Annotated in this window: 12 protein-coding genes; 6 read left to right on the forward strand and 6 right to left on the reverse strand. The window is 40.0% G+C overall.

Annotated features, from left to right (window positions below):
* The first annotated feature begins 237 nt into the window (after nt 1-237).
* Complete coding sequence (gene cobA, locus AC2SLL_RS00810) at nt 238-1,131, forward strand: uroporphyrinogen-III C-methyltransferase (RefSeq protein ID WP_486529907.1); 894 nt, start codon at nt 238-240, stop codon at nt 1,129-1,131.
* A 112-nt stretch (nt 1,132-1,243) separates the two neighbouring features.
* Here cobA and AC2SLL_RS00815 read toward each other — a convergent pair whose 3' ends face one another.
* Nucleotides 1,244-2,779: a M16 family metallopeptidase gene (locus AC2SLL_RS00815; RefSeq protein ID WP_486529767.1), complete on the reverse strand. Its 1,536-nt coding sequence runs from the start codon at nt 2,777-2,779 to the stop codon at nt 1,244-1,246.
* Nucleotides 2,780-2,942: 163 nt separating this feature from the next.
* Nucleotides 2,943-4,397 (reverse strand): M16 family metallopeptidase, encoded by a 1,455-nt coding sequence (locus tag AC2SLL_RS00820; RefSeq protein WP_486529768.1) that lies wholly within the window; start codon nt 4,395-4,397, stop codon nt 2,943-2,945.
* Nucleotides 4,398-5,859: 1,462 nt separating this feature from the next.
* Between AC2SLL_RS00820 and mnmG the strand changes: the two genes are divergently transcribed.
* Both mnmG and AC2SLL_RS00830 read left to right on the forward strand, forming a co-directional pair.
* Nucleotides 5,860-7,755: a tRNA uridine-5-carboxymethylaminomethyl(34) synthesis enzyme MnmG gene (mnmG, locus tag AC2SLL_RS00825; protein ID WP_486529769.1), complete on the forward strand. Its 1,896-nt coding sequence runs from the start codon at nt 5,860-5,862 to the stop codon at nt 7,753-7,755.
* Between the two features lie 73 nt (nt 7,756-7,828).
* Nucleotides 7,829-8,788 (forward strand): AEC family transporter, encoded by a 960-nt coding sequence (locus tag AC2SLL_RS00830; RefSeq protein WP_486529770.1) that lies wholly within the window; start codon nt 7,829-7,831, stop codon nt 8,786-8,788.
* Nucleotides 8,789-8,864: 76 nt separating this feature from the next.
* On the opposite strand, the gene AC2SLL_RS00835 is transcribed toward AC2SLL_RS00830, so the two are convergent.
* Both AC2SLL_RS00835 and AC2SLL_RS00840 read right to left on the reverse strand, forming a co-directional pair.
* Nucleotides 8,865-9,866: an LLM class flavin-dependent oxidoreductase gene (locus tag AC2SLL_RS00835; protein ID WP_486529771.1), complete on the reverse strand. Its 1,002-nt coding sequence runs from the start codon at nt 9,864-9,866 to the stop codon at nt 8,865-8,867.
* Between the two features lie 471 nt (nt 9,867-10,337).
* The gene (locus AC2SLL_RS00840) at nt 10,338-11,228 is read right to left on the reverse strand and encodes a LysR substrate-binding domain-containing protein (RefSeq protein WP_486529908.1); all 891 of its coding nucleotides are present in this window, start codon (nt 11,226-11,228) and stop codon (nt 10,338-10,340) included.
* A gap of 266 nt (nt 11,229-11,494) precedes the next feature.
* On the opposite strand from AC2SLL_RS00840, the gene AC2SLL_RS00845 reads away from it, so the two are divergent.
* Genes AC2SLL_RS00845 through AC2SLL_RS00855 form a run of 3 tightly spaced genes read left to right on the forward strand, consistent with a single transcriptional unit; the run spans nt 11,495 to nt 14,578 of the window.
* Nucleotides 11,495-13,324 (forward strand): AmpG family muropeptide MFS transporter, encoded by a 1,830-nt coding sequence (locus tag AC2SLL_RS00845; RefSeq protein WP_486529772.1) that lies wholly within the window; start codon nt 11,495-11,497, stop codon nt 13,322-13,324.
* A 53-nt stretch (nt 13,325-13,377) separates the two neighbouring features.
* The gene (gene prmC / locus AC2SLL_RS00850) at nt 13,378-14,262 is read left to right on the forward strand and encodes a peptide chain release factor N(5)-glutamine methyltransferase (RefSeq protein ID WP_486529773.1); all 885 of its coding nucleotides are present in this window, start codon (nt 13,378-13,380) and stop codon (nt 14,260-14,262) included.
* Between the two features lie 28 nt (nt 14,263-14,290).
* Nucleotides 14,291-14,578 carry a hypothetical protein gene (locus tag AC2SLL_RS00855; protein ID WP_486529774.1) on the forward strand — a complete coding sequence of 96 codons (288 nt, stop codon included), beginning with the start codon at nt 14,291-14,293 and terminating at the stop codon, nt 14,576-14,578.
* 659 nt (nt 14,579-15,237) lie between these two features.
* On the opposite strand, the gene rlmKL is transcribed toward AC2SLL_RS00855, so the two are convergent.
* Both rlmKL and AC2SLL_RS00865 read right to left on the reverse strand, forming a co-directional pair.
* Complete coding sequence (rlmKL, locus tag AC2SLL_RS00860; protein WP_486529775.1) at nt 15,238-17,700, reverse strand: bifunctional 23S rRNA (guanine(2069)-N(7))-methyltransferase RlmK/23S rRNA (guanine(2445)-N(2))-methyltransferase RlmL; 2,463 nt, start codon at nt 17,698-17,700, stop codon at nt 15,238-15,240.
* Nucleotides 17,701-18,142: 442 nt separating this feature from the next.
* A complete protein-coding gene (locus AC2SLL_RS00865; protein ID WP_486529776.1) occupies nt 18,143-19,318 on the reverse strand; it encodes a mechanosensitive ion channel family protein in 1,176 nt (391 codons plus the stop codon).
* Nucleotides 19,319-19,472 lie beyond the last annotated feature (154 nt).

Consider the following 19,472-nt stretch of genomic DNA (forward strand, 5'->3'; position numbering starts at 1 on the left):
GTTTACTCTGAATATTCGTAGGAGCGACCAAGCATGACCCCATTCTCTTCACTACCTTTTACATTACGTACAAAAAGTATGGCAATGATATCGAACAATGATATTAACCCTAACGATAACAATGTTAATGAGCATAAGCAGTGCTCTATGAATACGGGGGTTACTGCTCTTTTGGTCTCTAAACCTTATACTACAGATAATGTTAAAACTGAATTACTTCCCTCTCTGTACAGTGATATGCTCCCCAAACAGACTGAAAAAGGGGCCGTTTATTTGGTTGGAGCAGGTTCAGGTGATCCTGAGCTACTGACCTTAAAAGCGTATCGAGTGATGCAGCAAGCAGAAGTGGTGCTATATGATAGCTTGGTATCAGAAGACATATTAGATATGTGTGCGACAGGGGCTAGAAAAATATTTGTCGGTAAGCGTCGAGACAATCATGCGATGCCACAACAAGATATTAATCAGTTATTGGTTAAGCATGCCAAGGCTGGTAGGTGTGTGGTACGTTTAAAAGGGGGCGACCCTTTCATTTTTGGTCGGGGTGGGGAGGAGTTGCAGACAGTGGTACAGCATGGAATTTATTTTGAGTCTATTCCGGGTATTACCGCTGCTAGTGCTGCCTCTAGCAGTACTGCTATTCCTTTGACCCATCGAGATTGTGCTCAGTCGGTTAAATTTATCACTGCGTATAAAAGATCCCATAGCCCAAATGAGGATTTTAAAGAGATGTTAGACCCTACGCAAACGGTTGTACTTTATATGGGGTTACACCGCCTGCCCAGCTTAACAGAAGGCTTGATTGAAGCTGGACGTGCGCCAAGCACACCTTTCGCAATTATTAGCCATGCCAGCTTGCCAACCCAGAAAACCTTAATTGGGACACTTGAAAGTATTGTCGCGCAGCAAGCTGTTGCGAAATTGCCTACGCCAGCATTATTGGTAATGGGCGATGTGGTTAAATTACATGCACAATTATCGCCTTATAATCTTAGTGATCCCCGCAATAGCAATATTAAAAATCATATTATCGATAGCAATAATATTGCTAATACCCTTAATAATAAAGACGGTACAGAAGATAAACAACGATTGCAAAGCGTCGTTGAATTGCTCGAGCAGGTAGGTTAGCTGTTCACAAGTAGGCTACCCTATGACTAGATTCTAATGGCAATTTGCTAACATCTTAACTCAGACTCATACCGTCTTATAATTTGGCTACGCTAGCTAGTATTATCATTTATTATTTAAGTGTGTGCAGGGGGGATGACTTATCTATTTGCGGCTTGCCTACGGTCACAATGATAAATCTATCTGGGTCAATAGTCTCACTAAGCGTTTGATTAACAGAGTCAATAGTGGTGTTATCAATCCGATCAACATAGTCGCTTACATAGCTATTTGGTAAATGGTTAAAGTTCAAAAAACCTAGCATACGGTTTATACCTGCATTACTGGCAAAACCCATAGGAAAACTATTAATCAGACTTTCTTGGGTTAGATTAAACTCCTCTTTGGTTACTCCTTCTTCAAGCGTCTGATGAATGGTGTCTAAGGTAGCGGCAATCGCCTCATCCGCTTTTTCATTACGCGTTGAGAAACTAAAAGAATAAGGCCCCTCGACTTGCATAGCACTCATGTTGCCGTAAATGCCATAAGTGTAACCGAGCTCTTTTCGTACCTTACCCATCAAGCGTGAGTTGAACCCACTGCCTGCGAGTATATCGTTACCGATAGCAAAGGCAGATTGACGTTTTAAGGCGATGTCATCACTCTTAAGGGCGTAACCAATTTGACCCATCACAATACTTGTCTGATCGCTATCGTAATCTATATGTACCCACTTTGATTTATCCATAGCTTTTGGCTTTGGTAGTTTAGGTGCTGGGCTTCCAGAAGGTAGGTTCTTACTAGCAATCTCTGCTACTTTTTTTGCGTCTGATAAGCTTAAATCTCCAGTAATGCTCAACGTGGCATTTTTTGCGACAATATATTTGTTATGGAACTGTTGCAAATCTTTTGTGGTTAAAGTAGGTACGCTACTGACCGTACCGTAAGAGGAGTGAGCGTAAGGGTGATTACCATATAACACTTCGCTAAATGTGGTGCTGGCAATAAAAGAGGGGTTTTGATTCATTTGCCTAAGCCCTAGCACTTGTTGGGCTTTATTACGTTCCAAAACGTTTGCATCAAACCTAGGTTCTGTCATTACTTGGCTCAGTAGGTCAAGTGCAGGGTAAAGATTCTCGCTGTTTGACATGCTGCGTAAGCTAACAATAAGCTGGTCTTTGTAGGCAGCGGCATCCAACTCAATACCCAATTGCTCACTTGCTTCAGCATACTGAGTTTCGTCTAGTTTTATAGTGCCTTTGGTCAGCATATTAGCCACCATATTAGCCAATCCAAAACTATTATCTCGGATACTGCTATCTCTTGCACTACCGGCATTAAAGCGAATTTCAATATCCACGATAGGCAACTGATTTGTCTGAAAAAATATAACTTGAATGCCATTGCTGGTTGTGAAACGTTGAAACTCTGGCATCTGCATGTCTAAAGAATCTTCATTCTTAAGACTATCAAGATTTTTGATAGAAATAATGGGTTGCGACGTATCAACATTTGAGGTTGAGTGTTCATCACTGAGCATATCAGGGGTGGTCGCCATAGCCGCTGTGCTAGAGACGATACAGGTAAACGCTAAAGTAGCCGTCAAAATGGCTTGATTTAATTGGCTAATTTCTTTTTTTTGGGTTAAAACAGGCTTAACTGAGTTCATTTTTTTAATCCGTTGCTATCGTTTTGCATTGCCAATAGAGGGTTTAATTTTTGCTCATTTAAATACTAGATGAGAAGACTTTTATTTGTCTGGACCATATGACAATATTTTCGACATTGAGTATAAAAGGTCAACATGAGTCATCAAAATTGCTATTTTGGCTTTACTTTATATTAGCTTTTTTTTGTGGCTCAATATGCATGACGGTCAAGTTATCATTAACAAGATATTTACGGGCTATGTCATTAAGATCTTGACTGCTAATCTTCGCAAGCTTTTCGGGCAGCTGACTCATATGGCGATCATCAATTCCACGAGATTGTAGGCTACCAATCATCTGGGCTTGACCGGCCATGCTGTCTTGCGAGAAAACAAAACCTTTTAATGCGTTATTACGTGAACGTTCAATCTCATCTTGTGCAATAGTTTGTTGTTTAAACTTATCAATTTCAGCTATAATAGCATCTTGTGCCTCTTGCAAGCTAACACCTTCACGGGGTGTAGCTTGCACCAAGAATAAACCATCCCCCCGCTCGTAGATATTGTAATATGACATGACTGAGGCCAGTTTACCTTGGTCACGCACAAGATTTTTTTCAAATCTTGCGGCATGTCCACCGTCTAAGGCAAATTGAAGCATAAGAAGTTTGTAAATATCAGCTTCTTTTGACTTATCTGATATTCTTGTACTCGGTAATGTGGGTACGTTAAAAGCCATGATCAAGGTAGGGACGTTGATCGTCTCGGTTATGCTTTTTTGTTGGTAGCCGCGCATGTTTTTTTGACTAACAGAGGGACGATTTGGGAGCGGTTTACGCGGTAACCTCCCAAAATAGTGCTGAACCTTTTTCATTGCAACATCTGGTGTGATATCGCCAACGATGACCAAAGTAGCGTTATTCGGGACATACCATTTTTTGTACCATGCTTCTAAATCATCTATATTAATATTTGCAATTTCATTCATAGGCCCAATCACGGACCGACCTTTTGGACTATCAGGTAATGCCAGGACACGGAACTTCTCATAAGAACGCGCCAGTGGGTTGTCATCTGTACGCTGGCGGCGCTCCTCCATGACAACCTCACGTTCTTTGGTAAATTCATCCATAAATTCTTGACTGTCAAACTTTAAATTAGTCATTCGGTCTGCTTCTAGCTCAAGCGCTAATTCTAAGCGGTTGCTAGGAAACATCTCATAATAGCCTGTGTAATCATAGCTGGTAAACGCATTATGATTACCGCCAAACTTTGCAACTAACCGATCAAAATCTGCACCTGATACTTTCTCAGTACCTTTGAACATCATATGCTCAAGCAGGTGTGATATGCCGCCTTTATTATCAGGCTCATCGGTTGATCCTACGTTGTACCATATTTGCGTCATTACAACAGGCGCTCTATGGTCTTCTTTGATAATGACTTTGAGTCCATTATCAAGCTGATATTCATGGCGTGAGTTGTCTGAACTAATCTGGGTGTAGGGTTGTTGACTAGAATTAATGGTTGATGCTGTCGTACTTGGCGTGTGAATGGAAGAGGTTGATATATTGCTACAGGCAAATAAACAAGGTAATACAACCGATAAAAATAAGGTGTTTATTAAAGGTTTAAGCATGCGAGTTTTTTGGAACCTATAATTTTTAAATTTATAAAATGAAGGGCGGGAGGAATTTGCTTTGCTAAAATTTGAAGTTTTTATGGAGTACATACTATCCTCAAGATAGGCGATATTAATTATAAGTAAGGTTTTATTAGAGGTTACCAGTCAATGTTTTAACGAATCATGATGCTGGTTTGTATCTAACTAAGGGTTATCTAGGCATAAGCTAGGTATGCTAAGCAAGTCATTAATACTAGGGTCTGTTGAACATTCAAATATTAGGACTGCTGATAGCTACCCATTTATCAAAGTTGTGTTCCAAACTAGGTGTAAACCGACGATAACGTCTAGACCTTAGCTAGGTTTATAACAACGTTTGGGGCAATTTTAGCATCAGCCCCGCCAGTTCCACATTTGAATGTTCAACAGACCCTAATATATAGTGAATGAATTCTAAAGGGCTACTGTGTAAATCCACTTTGGTATACAACTCTACTATAAGCGCGCAGTTGGCTGGTAACTATTTTAGGTTGTTCATAAAGGTATAACATAATAAATAACTATAAAACGGTTAAAACGGTTTGGTAATACGGTAATACCCTATTCTGCCAATAGTAACAAGCCAATATTTGATTTTTAGACAGATATTGGCTTTTGGACATATTAATTTAATAGACCAAATTACTTAATGTTTCTTTAAAATAGCAAATAGTTGGTTAAATACTATGAGATGTTGTTAAGTTTGCCATAGTCTTTAATGTCAGACTCGAGATAATGTGCTGCAATATCGTTAAATAGCTCACATTCTACAGGCATTCTACGGGATTAGGATCTGAGCTGGTTTGATAGCCATCAGTTGTTTCATAGTCTGCCTCAAACACGTTGCCATCCCTTTCAACTGCACCTTTATATGTGTTAACGCACGTGTTAAATAGATAGCCCTATATTCATTGTTTTTACCTAACTTTATACTATCTTTAGCAGATAGTTTACTATCATTTTTTAATGGTTTCGCTACTTTTAATTGTTTCTCTACCTAACCTTAGAGACAGGTATCTTTAGTCGGATCATCATCGCTCACAAAAAAATACATTAAAAGTTGGATGAGTGTCTATGAAGGTGTATCTTTAATAAGATATCTCATAACATACCCTTATTAATAAGAAGTATAAATTAGGTGGATTTTACAAAATATGATGATACTTTTACATTTTAGCAAATGTCTTAATGAGCTTGAAGCTAATAATGGTTCGGGATTAATGATATAATTTAATGCGGTGTGAAATCATTCTTATAAGTCAGTTTGTAGTAGATAGGTCATTTATTTTTAACATCTGACATTGAGTTTTAAATGTCTTAAATAATTTCAAGTATTAACCGACGTTTAAGTTTTCTTATTATTCAACGCTTGGTGTGTCTAAACTGAGTCGTTATAACTATCAATAACCATCCTTAGGGCTGGAAGGTGTGGGCATTTATGCAATATCCTAAAGTTTACGATGTCATTGTTATTGGCGGTGGTCATGCCGGTACTGAAGCGGCACTTGCCTCTGCTCGTATGGGGGTGCAAACACTGTTGCTTACTCATAATATTGAGACCTTAGGGCAAATGAGTTGCAATCCTGCTATCGGGGGTATCGGTAAATCGCATCTGGTGCGTGAAATCGATGCGCTGGGCGGTGCAATGGCTTTGGCTACTGATAAAGCTGGTATTCAGTTTCGTGTCCTAAATAGCCGAAAAGGGGCAGCAGTTCGTGCCACTCGTGCTCAGGCAGATCGTATTTTGTACAAAGCGGCCATTCGTCATACGCTTGAAAATCAGCCTAACTTAGACTTGTTCCAACAAGGTGCAGACGATATTTTGGTAGAAAACGGTAAAGCTTGTGCCGTGGTTACCTCCACAGGTATTATTTTTCGTACCCAGTCGGTCGTTCTAACTTCAGGTACATTCTTAGGCGGTGTCATTCATATTGGCCTTGAAAATTCCAAAGGTGGGCGTGCAGGGGATCCACCTTCTATAAAGCTTGCTGAACGGTTACGTGAATTAAAATTACCTGTTGGTCGTTTAAAAACGGGAACGCCAGCCCGAATTGATGCTAAAACCGTTGATTTTAGCGCCATGAAAGTGCAGCCAGGTGATACGCCATTGCCCGTAATGAGCTTCATGGGCGATGTGGACATGCACCCTAAGCAAGTCAATTGTTATATTACGCATACCAACCGTAAGACACACGATATAATTCGTCAGCATTTAGATCGATCGCCATTATTTTCAGGTAAAATCGAGGGGGTCGGGCCTCGTTATTGCCCATCGATTGAGGATAAAATTCACCGCTTTGCCGATAAAGATAGCCATCAAATCTTTGTTGAACCTGAGGGTTTAACTACTCATGAGCTTTATCCAAATGGTATATCTACCAGTCTGCCATTTGATGTTCAGATTGAGTTTATCCGTACGATGGTGGGTTTTGAAAATGCTCATATTACCCGTCCAGGTTATGCTATTGAATACGATTACTTTAATCCGCAAAACTTAAAGCCAACCTTAGAAACTAAATCCATTGATGGCCTATATTTTGCTGGTCAAATTAATGGGACGACGGGGTATGAAGAAGCGGGTGCTCAAGGTTTACTCGCCGGTATCAACGCGGCGCTCTCTACCCAAGACAACCCAGTGATGGATTCTTGGACACCAAGACGTGACCAAGCGTATTTAGGGGTATTGGTCGATGACTTAATAACCCATGGTACTAAAGAGCCGTATCGTATGTTTACCAGTCGTGCAGAATATCGCCTGTTATTGCGTGAAGACAATGCCGATCAACGTCTGACCGAAGTCGGCCGTAAGCTTGGATTGATTGATGATACTCGCTGGGCAGCGTACCAAAATAAAATGGAATCAATTGCCGCTGAATCGGCACGTCTAAAAAACCTGTGGATTACTCCAACCAATGAGATGGGGAAAACTTTTAGTGCCAATACGGGCGAGCAGCTGTCAAAAGAAGCAACCGCTTACGATTTATTGAAACGCCCTAACGTAGGCTTTGATGATATCGCGGCAGTAACTGGCGGCACAGTGGCTCACGATGTTGGCGAACAAATTGAAATCTCCGTTAAATATGCAGGCTATATTGACCGTCAGCAAGAAGATATTGACCAGATGAAACGCCTTGAGAATACACAGCTGCCTGCGGAGTTTGATTATTCAGTTATTTCAGGGCTATCGACTGAGATTGTGCAAAAGTTGCAAACCGTTCGCCCTGCCACGCTTGCTCAAGCTGGGCGCATCAGTGGGGTAACACCAGCTGCAATCCAGCTGCTGGGTATGACGCTCAAAAAACAGCGCAAAGCTAAGTCAGCGTTGAGTGAGTAATGGATAACGACATTTTGATGACTGTTTACTGGATTTATGAGCGTTTAGTTGAGCCTTTATCAGCGAGCCTTTAATGACTGATGCTATTATTTTTGCCTTAACCATTGTATTGCCCAACCTCCTTTTAATGGGGTTGGGTTTTTTCATGCAACGTCAGGGGCAAGTCAGTCCTATTTTTATTGATCAAGCTTCAAAAATGGTGTTCAACTATTGTTTACCGTGTTTACTATTTTTTAGTGTTGCAGACAGCGAGGTTAATTATGCTGAGCAGTTAACCTTAATACTGGCCGGTGTGGTAGCCACTCTCATTCTCTATTTTGGTGCGGAGCTGTATGCTAAATACTTTGTAACAAGGCCTGAAGACAAAGGCGTGTTTGTACAAGGTGTGTTTCGCAGTAATATGGCAATTATAGGTTTGGCCACAGCGGCTAATGCGTATGGATCAGTAGGACTCAGCGTTGCTGCGGTTTATATGGGATTATTAACCATCTTCTTTAATGTTTTAGCGGTCATTACCTTAAGCCGAGTGTCTATAGGTAGCGGTATTCATTGGCAAGACCGTCTTTTTACAGTGTTGAAAAAGCTAGTCAGCAATCCACTTATCATTGCTTTGGTCGCCGCTTTTATCTATAAAGCAATTGGGTTGCCGAAACTAACGGGTATCATACATCAGACTGGCGACTTGCTAGCGGCAGTGGCGCTACCTCTTGCCTTAATTTGTGCAGGGGCAACCATCAATTTGAAATCAATGCTGCACCCTTCAGGGTTATCTATGCAGGCGAGTATTGGGCGCATTTTTATTGCTCCAATCGTAGCAGTATCCGTGGGTTTATGGTTTGGCTTATCAGGGGTACACATGGGTGTGCTATTTTTGATGGTGGCATCACCCACAGCAGCCGCCAGCTACGTGATGGCCAAAGCAATGGGTGGCAATGAGGTATTGGCGGCAAATATTTTGGCATTTACCACCGTTGTCTCGTTATTCGGTATGGCCATCGGTGCGGGTATTTTACGAGGAATGGGAATGATGTAATTCTGCCCATTCATTAAGACTCTTACATATCAAGACTCGTACAGCCAAAACTCGTACAGCCAAAAAGGCTAGATGGTTATGTTTTTAAATCAAAAATCCCAAGTTTAGGCACTAATTCTAATGAGCGCAGGCGTGCTTGTTGGTCATAAATATTCGTCGTGACTATCATTTCATCGGGGTTATGCTCTTCTATAAAGTGGTGGAGTAGGGGTTTTACATTGGCCACCGTACCCAAAAATGAAATGGCTAAAGCCTCTTCAACCATGGCTTGCTCGCTATCACTCCAAAAACCATCCATTGACTCAATCGGTTTTGGGACTTGCCCGCGTCCACCGCGGCGTAGGCGTACAAAGCTTTGCTGGGCTGAAGTGAAGTGATAGCGTGCCGTTGCATCATCATCCGCTAGTAATAAGTTAGCCGCAAGCATCACGTAAGGCTTATCAAGATAAACTGAGGGATTAAAGCTATCCCGATATACTCGTATGGCTTGGGTCATCATTCGGGGAGCAAAGTGTGACGCAAAGGCATAAGGCAGTCCAAGTTGGGCTGCTAATGTTGCCCCAAAAAGGGAGGAGCCTAATATCCAAATGGGCACATTACTATTTGCTCCTGGGAAAGCTTGAACTGGGCTGTTGGCAGAGTCACTGCCTAAAAAGAATAGAAGTTCTTGAACATCCTGCGGAAAATGACTTGCATCATTGATTTGACGACGCAACGCCTTGAAGGTGGCACCATCTGTACCTGGTGCTCGACCAAGTCCTAAATCAATTCTATCTCCATACAACGCTTGCAATGTGCCGAACTGTTCTGCAATCACTAGGGGAGAATGGTTTGGCAGCATGACGCCACCTGATCCAATACGTATTTTATTTGTTTGGCTACCAATATGAGAAAGTAGGACAGATGTCGCGGCGCTGGCGATACCGGGCATATTATGATGCTCTGCCATCCAGTATCGATTCATACCAATGGCTTCTGCTCTTTTTGCCATGTCCACAGTGTGTTTAACCCCTAATGCAGTCGTACTGCCTTCAGGAACAGGGGCTAAATCTAAAAAAGATAGAGGAATAGCTTTCATCGTAAATCCTAAATACTATAATCCTAAATACTATAATCCTAAATACTATAATCCTAAATACTATAATCCTAAATACTATAATCCTAAATACTATAATCCTAAATACTATATATCTAAATATATGACTGCCTTAGTATTTGCTTTCAAGGGCAATGCTATTTTTTTAATAAAACCTAACGCGTACTTTATAAAACCTAAGGTTTATAAAATTACATACCGCTTCAGTAACTAAATTTGCGCAGTTGTATAATTAACAACGGCTGCTTATTGTTTATTTGCGCTGGCTGTATGGTAGTTAAGCTGTATGGTAGTTAAAGAGCACAATAAATAACTGCTAATTTGCATAAAACCAGTCGCATAAATCCAGTCAATCTATATTTTGCTATAAGTTCAGTAAATTCAGTTTTAGTAAATAAAAAAAAGAGCCATACGGGCTCCTTTTTAGGTTGTAAATACAAAAAATCATCGTATTTACTTACTAAACTGACTTTGACACAATTTAATGAAGGCGTGTCCAAAATGGCGAATTTGTGCATCATCTCGCACAGCTATCCAGCTGGTAAAACGGCCAAAATGATCTATTGGAATAGCGGTAAGATTTTGATAATGACTGGGCTCAAATGCCATTTCGGCAATAATACCCACGCCAAGGCCGGCTCCCACATAGGTGCTAATCACATCGGCGTCTAATGCTGCTAATACTATATCTGGCTCAAGACCAGCCTCTTTAAATGCTTTATCAATCGTGCTACGCCCAGTAAAGCCTCCGTGATAGGTAATCAACGGATAACTGGCTAAAGTTGGTAAATCAACTGTTTCTGCTTTGGCCAACTCATGGTCTTTAGGAATGATAATGACATGAGACCAGTCATAATAACGGTGGCATCTAAGATACGCATTTTGCAATAATGATTCTGTCGCAATACCAATATCTGCTTGTCCTCGAATAACCATATTGGTAATGGTTTCTGGATCGGCCTGCTGTAATACTAACTGAACTTTTGGATATTGCTGCTTAAATTCTTTAATAATATCTGGTAAAACATAGCGGGCTTGTGTATGCGTGGTTGCTAAGGTTAACGTGCCTACTTGAGGGTCATTATAATCAAGGCTTAAGTTTTCAATAGTACGCATTTCGGTAAAAATGGCTTCGATATGCGGTAATAAATCTTTACCAATTTGAGTTAGCCCAGTCAATCGTTTGCCTTGACGTACGAATACATCTGCTTTGAGTTGATTCTCAAGTGCAGATATGTGTTTAGATAGGCTTGATTGGCTGGTATGTAACACAGAGGCCGCTTGGCTAAGGTTATAACCATTAATAACCGTATGCCAAACAGTCTCTAGCTGTTTTAACTGAATTTGTAGGTGTCTTTGGTTGAGGATTTCATCAATGGCCATAAAACTTTCCGTATCGCTTTGATTTAAATCACTCATGGTTTGAATGATCTCATAAGCTCTTTAATATTTAACAGATAACTTACGATTATACAATGATTTGATTGAGATAACTAACGAATAAAATCTAATAAGGTTTCTTCAGTTGCTTTTATCTCTAGTCAAAAACCCTATACTAAAGTAATATTACGCTTTTACCCACTTCTTTATGATTTAATGATAGGTTTAACATGTCCTCTGCCTCACAAGCTAGCCCTTCAAGAAATAATCCAACCAAAAAATCATGGTCAGAAGCGTTTAAATCATTTCTTGATTTAAGAGTTATGATTATGCTGTTTCTAGGATTTGCAGCTGGTATACCAATATTGCTCATATTTTCAAGCTTATCACTGTGGTTAAGTGAAGCGGGAATTGAAAAAAGTATCATAACCATGTTTGGATGGGCTGGACTTGGATATTCGTTTAAGTTTATTTGGGCACCTTTAATAGACTCGATGCCGTTACCAGTATTAACAAAATGGTTAGGTAGACGAAGGGCATGGATGATTGTCTCACAACTCTTAATAATTCTGGCTATTATTATAATGGCGAACGTTAACCCCATTGATCAAAATATTCTTTGGGTTATGGCAGCTGGAGCAGTGTTATTAGGTTTTTCATCGGCCACTCAAGATATTGTTATTGATGCCTATCGAATCGAGCTATCTACGTTTGAATTACAACCCACTCTATCATCGATTTATGTATCTGGTTATCGTATTGGCATGATTGTCGCTGGTGCTGGTCCGTTATATTTAGCAACATATTTTGGATCAACACAAGAGCACTATAGCTATGAGGCATGGCGTTACACTTATTATATAATGGCTGCCATTATGTCTATCGCGCTATTAACCACCTTTGCAGGATATGAGCCTTCCGCTGAAACATTGCAGCGTGACAAGCAAAGAAAAAACCTTAGAATATTTAGTATTTATGCAGGTTTTTTGCTGATACCTGGGTCAATTTATGGCTTACTTGTATTAATAAGTACCTTCTTTAAAAAGTTTTTAGATACTGAGTTAGTTTTAGTACCAGCTTCTATAGTACCAAATATAAATATGTACTTTTTTGCTGTTATTGCATGTGCGCCATTGTTGCTACTTTATTATATTTTTAATCAGCCTAAAATAATCAATAAAGTATCATTAGTTGTGCAATCGAATAATGATAATTTGAGAATTGTATTATTGTTTGTTATTTCTGTTCTCGCATTTATTGGGTCGTTCATTGCTATTGGGAATGTATTAGGTGAAGCTGAAGGCGTATTTTTAAAGTTCATTCATGAAGCTGTTCGCTTATTGGGGAGCTTAGCGGTAGCTCTGATTGTAGGTTATGGGCTCGTTACGGTTGGGCTGGCTAAGAAATCTGTAGCAAAAAAATTATGGGTAGATCCTATTGCCGACTTTTTTAGGCGATATGGCAAACAAGCTATATTACTCTTGTTATTAATTGGATTTTATCGGGTGTCTGATATTGTTGCTGGCGTAATATCCAATGTATTCTATGCCGAGATGGGTTTCACAAAGGTACAAATCGCAGACGCTGTTAAATTTCTTGGGTTGATAATGACCATCCTGGGTGGTTTTTTAGGTGGACTTATTGCTCAAAAGATGAAAATGATGCATGTCATGATGCTTGGTGCTATAGCGGCAAGTGCCACAAATTTATTATTTATTTTGCTCACTTATCATCCGGGTGATTTAAATTATATGTATTTTGCTGTCATTATAGATAACTTAGCTGCTGGGTTTGCTACAGCTGTCTTTGTTGCCTTCTTATCCGCATTAACCTCTATTAAATTTACTGCGGTTCAATATGCAATTTTCTCATCTTTAATGACATTGTTTCCTAAGGTTCTTGGGGGGTATTCTGGAGGGATTTCAGAAAACCTTGGCTTTGCTAATTTCTTTACTATTACATTCTGTATCGGATTGCCAGTATTGATTCTAATATATTTGGTAGATAAGCATGTGGTTATTGGCGAAAATGATGATCCTGTAGAACCGCCAAAACTATAAATAAATTCTTGATGACTTAGCTTAAGTCTAACTTATTAACAAACGAGAGTAGTGTGATAGCTAGAACGATTAAAAGCATCAAATTTAATAGCTTTCTGAATAGTTATACTGATATCCCAGCACATTGGGTAACTGACTGGCTATTACATGTTCTACATAAGCCAGCCTCATTTTTAATCACGGATGGCGATTATATATTAACCTCAGATGAACTAGCACAGTTTGACGCAGGTATAGCCAAGATGCAGGCTGGCACGCCATTGGCTTATTTGACGGGGAAACAAGAGTTTTGGTCTCTTGAATTTGAGGTCAATGAACATACGTTAATTCCACGGCCTGATACAGAGGTTTTAATTGAACAAGTTTTGGAATGGATTGGTAATAATGTCTTGGATAGTAATAAGATTCAAAGACGGCTTCTCGATTTGGGTACTGGATCAGGTTGTATAGCGATTAGTTTAGCTTTAGAGCTGACTAATCAATATCCAAATCAATGGCAAGTAACTGCGATTGACTATTCTAAAGAGGCTTTAAAAGTCGCCAAACGAAATGCACTATTAAATGAAGTCAAAAATGTAGAGTTTTTTGAAAGTGATTGGTTTTCAGTATTTACAAAAGGTTTAGATGGCAAAGCTCAGAAATTTGAAGTGATTGTTTCCAACCCCCCTTATATTGAAGGGCAAGATGCACATCTGAGTCAACTTAAAGAGGAACCTTTAACCGCCTTGGTAGCTGAGGATAAGGGATTAGCAGATATTAAATTAATATGTACTCAAGCCAAAAATTATTTGGTCAGTGGTGGCTTATTGGCCATTGAGCATGGGCATGACCAAGGCGAGGATGTCAGTGGTATTTTTGAATTAAATGGCTATACTCAAATTGAGACCGTCCCAGATTATGGGGGTAATGACAGAGTCACAATGGGCGTATATAATTGATATTACTTACAAAGTTTCGGAGATGGTGATGACATTTAAACAAGGTTCACTTCTGACTATATTCATATTCTCAACGCTAACCTTAAGTAATTGCTCAACGATTAAGTCTTGGGAGGAAGAGGCAAGAGCAAACCCAAACCCAACCCCGCAGGTAGTTAATAGCTATCCATCAGCTAGTCCTTTATATATAAAGTATATAAATAAAGAAGGAAAAATGGTAACCGAACCACAATGGATGGATCAAAACAACCCAACCTTTAATCAACAATGGTTTGATCCAAATAAAATGAAGCCAAATCAATATGAGAAATACTAGCATGATTCTGGTAATATTTTACCGTCTGTATCGCGTCATAAAGAATGATTTTTAACCTAAATTCGGAATAAGAGTTTTTGTAAGCCATTGTTTTTATTTAGGTTAAGAAATCCATCCCCAACCCTTCCTTTGGGAAAGGAAGGGAACTAACCTTTACAGAGTTAAAAGAGATGAATGACCGTTTTTTAAGAGGTAAGATGCATTGCTTTGCAACAGAGGAGTGCCTATAACCTTAATTTTTATGGGTTGATTATCCCGATTTCAGGTATTTTTAGAAAGCTACTTTGTCAATAAAATGGCCCCCATTATTATTTAATATTGGGGGTCATTTTATTGATATTAATTCAAGTATAGTCAGCGAACTACTAAACGAGGTTAACACCGTAACTCTTTATAAGTTCGCCGACTAAACTGACGTGAGTGTGAAAAGATAGAGCGGTTTAGCCCTGACATGAGCGGTATCCTACAAGTTTAGGCGCACTGCGAGGGACTTGGTTAGAGGGGGTCGCTTGGATAATGGAACGCCTCTAACCTTAGTCCCCGCTGCGCCTAATCTTATAGATACAAGCGGTTGGCAGGATTAGCTACTAATAAGAATAGCTAATACTACAGTCTTTCTAAAAATACTGGACTTATCAAAAACTGAGAGTTGGCTAAACCTACAATTTATGACGAATCTCAAAACTATGGTGAATAGGCTTTTTAGGGTTAAAGTCAAATCCAATCGTTTGATTGGTAATTTCGGTCACATCATAACGATCATATAACGCTTCATCCATTTCAAACTTGGTGAAGTTGTTGGAGAAATAGATGACCCCGCCATTTGCTAAACGATTCATCGCACGGTTAATCAATGCCGTGTGGTCACGTTGCACATCAAAGGTGCCCTGAAACTTTTTCGAGTTTGAAAAAGTTGGTGGGTCAATAAAAATAACATCAAACTGATCTGAATTGTCTTTAATCCAATCAAAAATATCTGACGCTATAAACTGATATTTACTACTGGTCACATCCAATCCATTGAGCGCAAAGTTTTGTTTGCCCCAATCAAGATAGTTCTGTGATAAATCGACACTGGTAACGGACTTTGCACCGCCAAGAGCGGCATGCACGCTGGCAGTGCAGGTATAGGCGAAGAGATTAAGCACGTCGGCACCACGACTGGCATCACGAATCATACTTCGCATATTGCGGTGGTCAATAAACAGCCCTGTGTCTAAATAATCGGTAAAATTGACGTAAAAATAAGCCCCATCTTCAACCACCACATGCATTTTACGTTTCTTTTGAGCGAGGCGCTGTGCTTCTTGCTTTTTGGCTTCTTCACGGGCTAGCTGATATTTATTGCCTTTATAGCGATTGCGATTGTCTTTATTGGGTTTGTGTTCCGTCTCTTTGCTAGATTTTGCAGTGGCTTCAGTCTTCGCAGAATCAGGGTTACCATACTGGGTATTACCTACTTGACGTGAGCGGGTTTTAATAAATATATTTTCACGATTAATACCGAACACTTCACGTATGCCCATTAAGGCTAAATTAAAACGCTTACGAGCAGTCTCAGGCGGAATGGTTTTTGGGGGTGCCCACTCTTGAACATGTACATAATCGCCATAGACGTCAATGGCAACTTTATAGTCTGGTAAGTCGGCATCATAGACACGTAGGTTAGTGACGTCTTCTTTGGCGGCAAGCTTTTTAAGGTGATTGGCATTTTTTTGTAGACGGTTAACAAAGTCTTGTGCCTCATCTACTTTAATTTCCGTTTTTTCAAAGCGCGTGATTAAATTCTCGCCTTCCTTACGTATTATCTGACCATAACGGAAATAAACCGTAATCGCACCATTATGGCAACGCAGAGTTTGAGGGTCAGCAATAGGTAATACATCGGCTTGCTCAACATGGGACGCTAATAGCCCTAGCATAGGCTGATATTTTTGCTTAGAGAAAATATCTTGTAAGGTCAAGCCTAGACCTTGATATAGCGGTTTGATGAAGTCAACGTCACCTAAACGCTCGCCATAAGGGGGGTTGGTAATGACCAGTGGACGTTTGAGTTTACGATCTATTAAGGGTTTAGCTAATGCAATTTTAAGCTGCGAGAGTGAGCGTTGCTCTAGAGTGATATGCGGAATAAGCTCTATTAGTCCAGCAGCAACTAAATTTTTGCGAGTTGCTGTGATAGCCCCCGCATCCGCATCAAAGCCCAATATGGTAGGTAGCTTATTACCATTGGCCGCTTCCTCTAAACCATCATGGAAACGCTGTTGTGCATCAGTAACGCACTGCTGCCATAGATCGCTGTCATGCTCATGCCAATGGTAGAAGCCAAATTGTGATTCTGCTTTATCAACGCCAACTGCATAATCACAGTGCATGAGTAATGCTTCAATAATAAATGTGCCTGAGCCACACATAGGGTCGATTAAGGCGCTATAACTGTTTTTCTTTTTATGCCAGCCTACGCTATATAACAGCCCAGCTGCCAAGTTTTCTTTAAGCGGTGCATCCGTCATTGCCACACGATAGCCACGGCGATGTAAGCTGGTACCTGATAAATCGAGGTATATTTCAGCATGTTTCTCATTGACGGTAGCGTAAATTGGGAAGTCTGGATTACTGCTATCGACATCAGGGCGAGCGTCTAATTTTTCAGTAAAGGTATCTGCAATGGCATCTTTAATGCGTAACATAGCAAACTGCTGGCTAACTTGGACTCGTTTATCAACACTTATGCGAATGGCAAATGTATTATCCAGCCCAAACCAAGTGGTCCAATCTACTGATTTTGCTAAACCGTTTAATTGCTCAGCGACGTCATATTCACTATTGATATTGCGTTTCTTTATTGGCAATAATACCCGAGAAGCCACACGAGACCATAGGCAAATCTGATAGATCTGCTCTAAAGTAGCGGACACTGCAAGACGACCTGTGCTCTTCATCTCGCTGGTAATATCCATGCTATCCAGCTCAGTTTGCAGCGGTGCTTCTAAACCATCGGCACAGGTAATGATAATGTCGTAGCGTTTGTTTGGTGCCAGAGTATTAAGTGATTGGATGTCGTCTTGATGATTGCTTAGCTCAGTATCACTGGTGTTGTTTTCAGATATAGGGGTGGACATATTAGGCCTTTACATTGTGTTTTATTATGACATTGAATGTTTCTATGACAGGGTATGTTGTTATTTCAGCCATTGTGGGATTTATTTTAAAACAATTGTAGCTAACAGAGTTAGAAGTATAGTTTTGAAGTGCAGCTTTAAGGATTCTTAATATAAGAATGTTAAGTCTATAGTCAAAGAAGTCTAAAATGGTTACAAGGCAACCGAGTGCAAGTACTACTAGAGTAGGCGTAACGAGGTTAACACTGTAACCGTTTAGTAGTTCGCTGACTATAAGGGTTCAAAAGCTCAAGATTCAGGATTTTATACCTAAGTGTTTTTATATAATCTGATAGGTTTGCACGCTATTTTTAGGTAATGATTTTAACATACTAACCTAAGAGAATAGAAAATTAACCCACCTAAAATGGCATAATTTAGCTGAATTAGGAGCGGTTAATAACTAATCGACATCATTACCTGCATGAGTAGTAACCTCAAAGGGTTTTGTTGCAATAGGATAGTCAACATCCTTAGGCATTAAAATCCGCATATGCGGGTATGGGATGGCAATTTCCGCTGCTTGTAGACTGTTTTTAATTTGCTCATGAAGTGCTTCTTTAATACGAGGGATACGTGCGACAGCAGCAGGTTTTACCCAAAAGCGCACAATAAAGACAGCCCCGAAGTCACTAATCTCACTAATAGTTGCAGAGGGTTCAGGACGCTCTAATATGCTATCCATACCCTCAATAACTTTCAGGATAACTTGACGTGCGGCATCTATGTCTGCCTCCAATGCTATACGCGCTTTGATATCGAAACGAATGAAGTTTTTGGAAGTTAAGTTTGTGACTTCGGATGAGGCAACTGTTGAATTTGGGATAATGACGGTTATATTATCGCGTGTTAAAATATGGGTGGTACGTAGTGAGATTAGAATAACACGGCCTTCTTTATCATCGAGGCTAATCCAATCTCCTACCTGGATGGACTGCTCAAGCAAGATGGTTATTCCAGAAATAAAGTTAGCAATGGTTTGTTGGGCGGCAAAACCGACTGCCAAGCCAACAATACCTAAACCAGCTACCAGTGAGACGATATCAAAACCAAACTGAGCCATAACGCTGGCAAGACCGAATACCACGATGAGCACTGAAAATACGTTTTTGAGTAGTTGTTCAATTGATGCATTAAGTCCGTAATGCTTTAGCACTCGGCTAATAACTTGTTCAGACGAGGTCCATAACACAAAATAAATGCCTGCCCAAATACTGGCCTTAGCAGTTGCTTTGACAGTGGAGGGTTGTATATTTATCTGACTCATGACTGCTATAAGGCAACTGACAAACCAAATGTAACGAATCGTTGAGCGGACAATATTCATTCGTTTGTCACTAAGCTTAAAACGCTCTTTATTGTGCTTAATGACATAAATAATCAGCCAGTAAAAGCAGCCTAATACGACCAGCAGAATGAGAATTTTAATCGTAGTGCTGGCAAGCTCTGCCCCACGCGATGCCCAGTCATGTGTTCCTTCTTCTAGATCGCCCCCAATAGCTAGATATAAGCTCGAATATAAATCGTGCATAATTTCTTGAAAAAATGCGCTAAGTTTTGAGCTCGTGTTACTTGCCATTGCCTGTCCTATTTCCTAATTCAACCTATTTACCCATTCAGTCTATGCATTTAACAGAAGTGTGCATTTAAGAAGAAGTGTTCAGATTTATATAATCCATAATATACATTAAATCATGCTTATACTGAGTATTCTACATCGCTTATTTTCTAAA

The organism is Psychrobacter sp. CX97 (genome assembly GCF_057396285.1).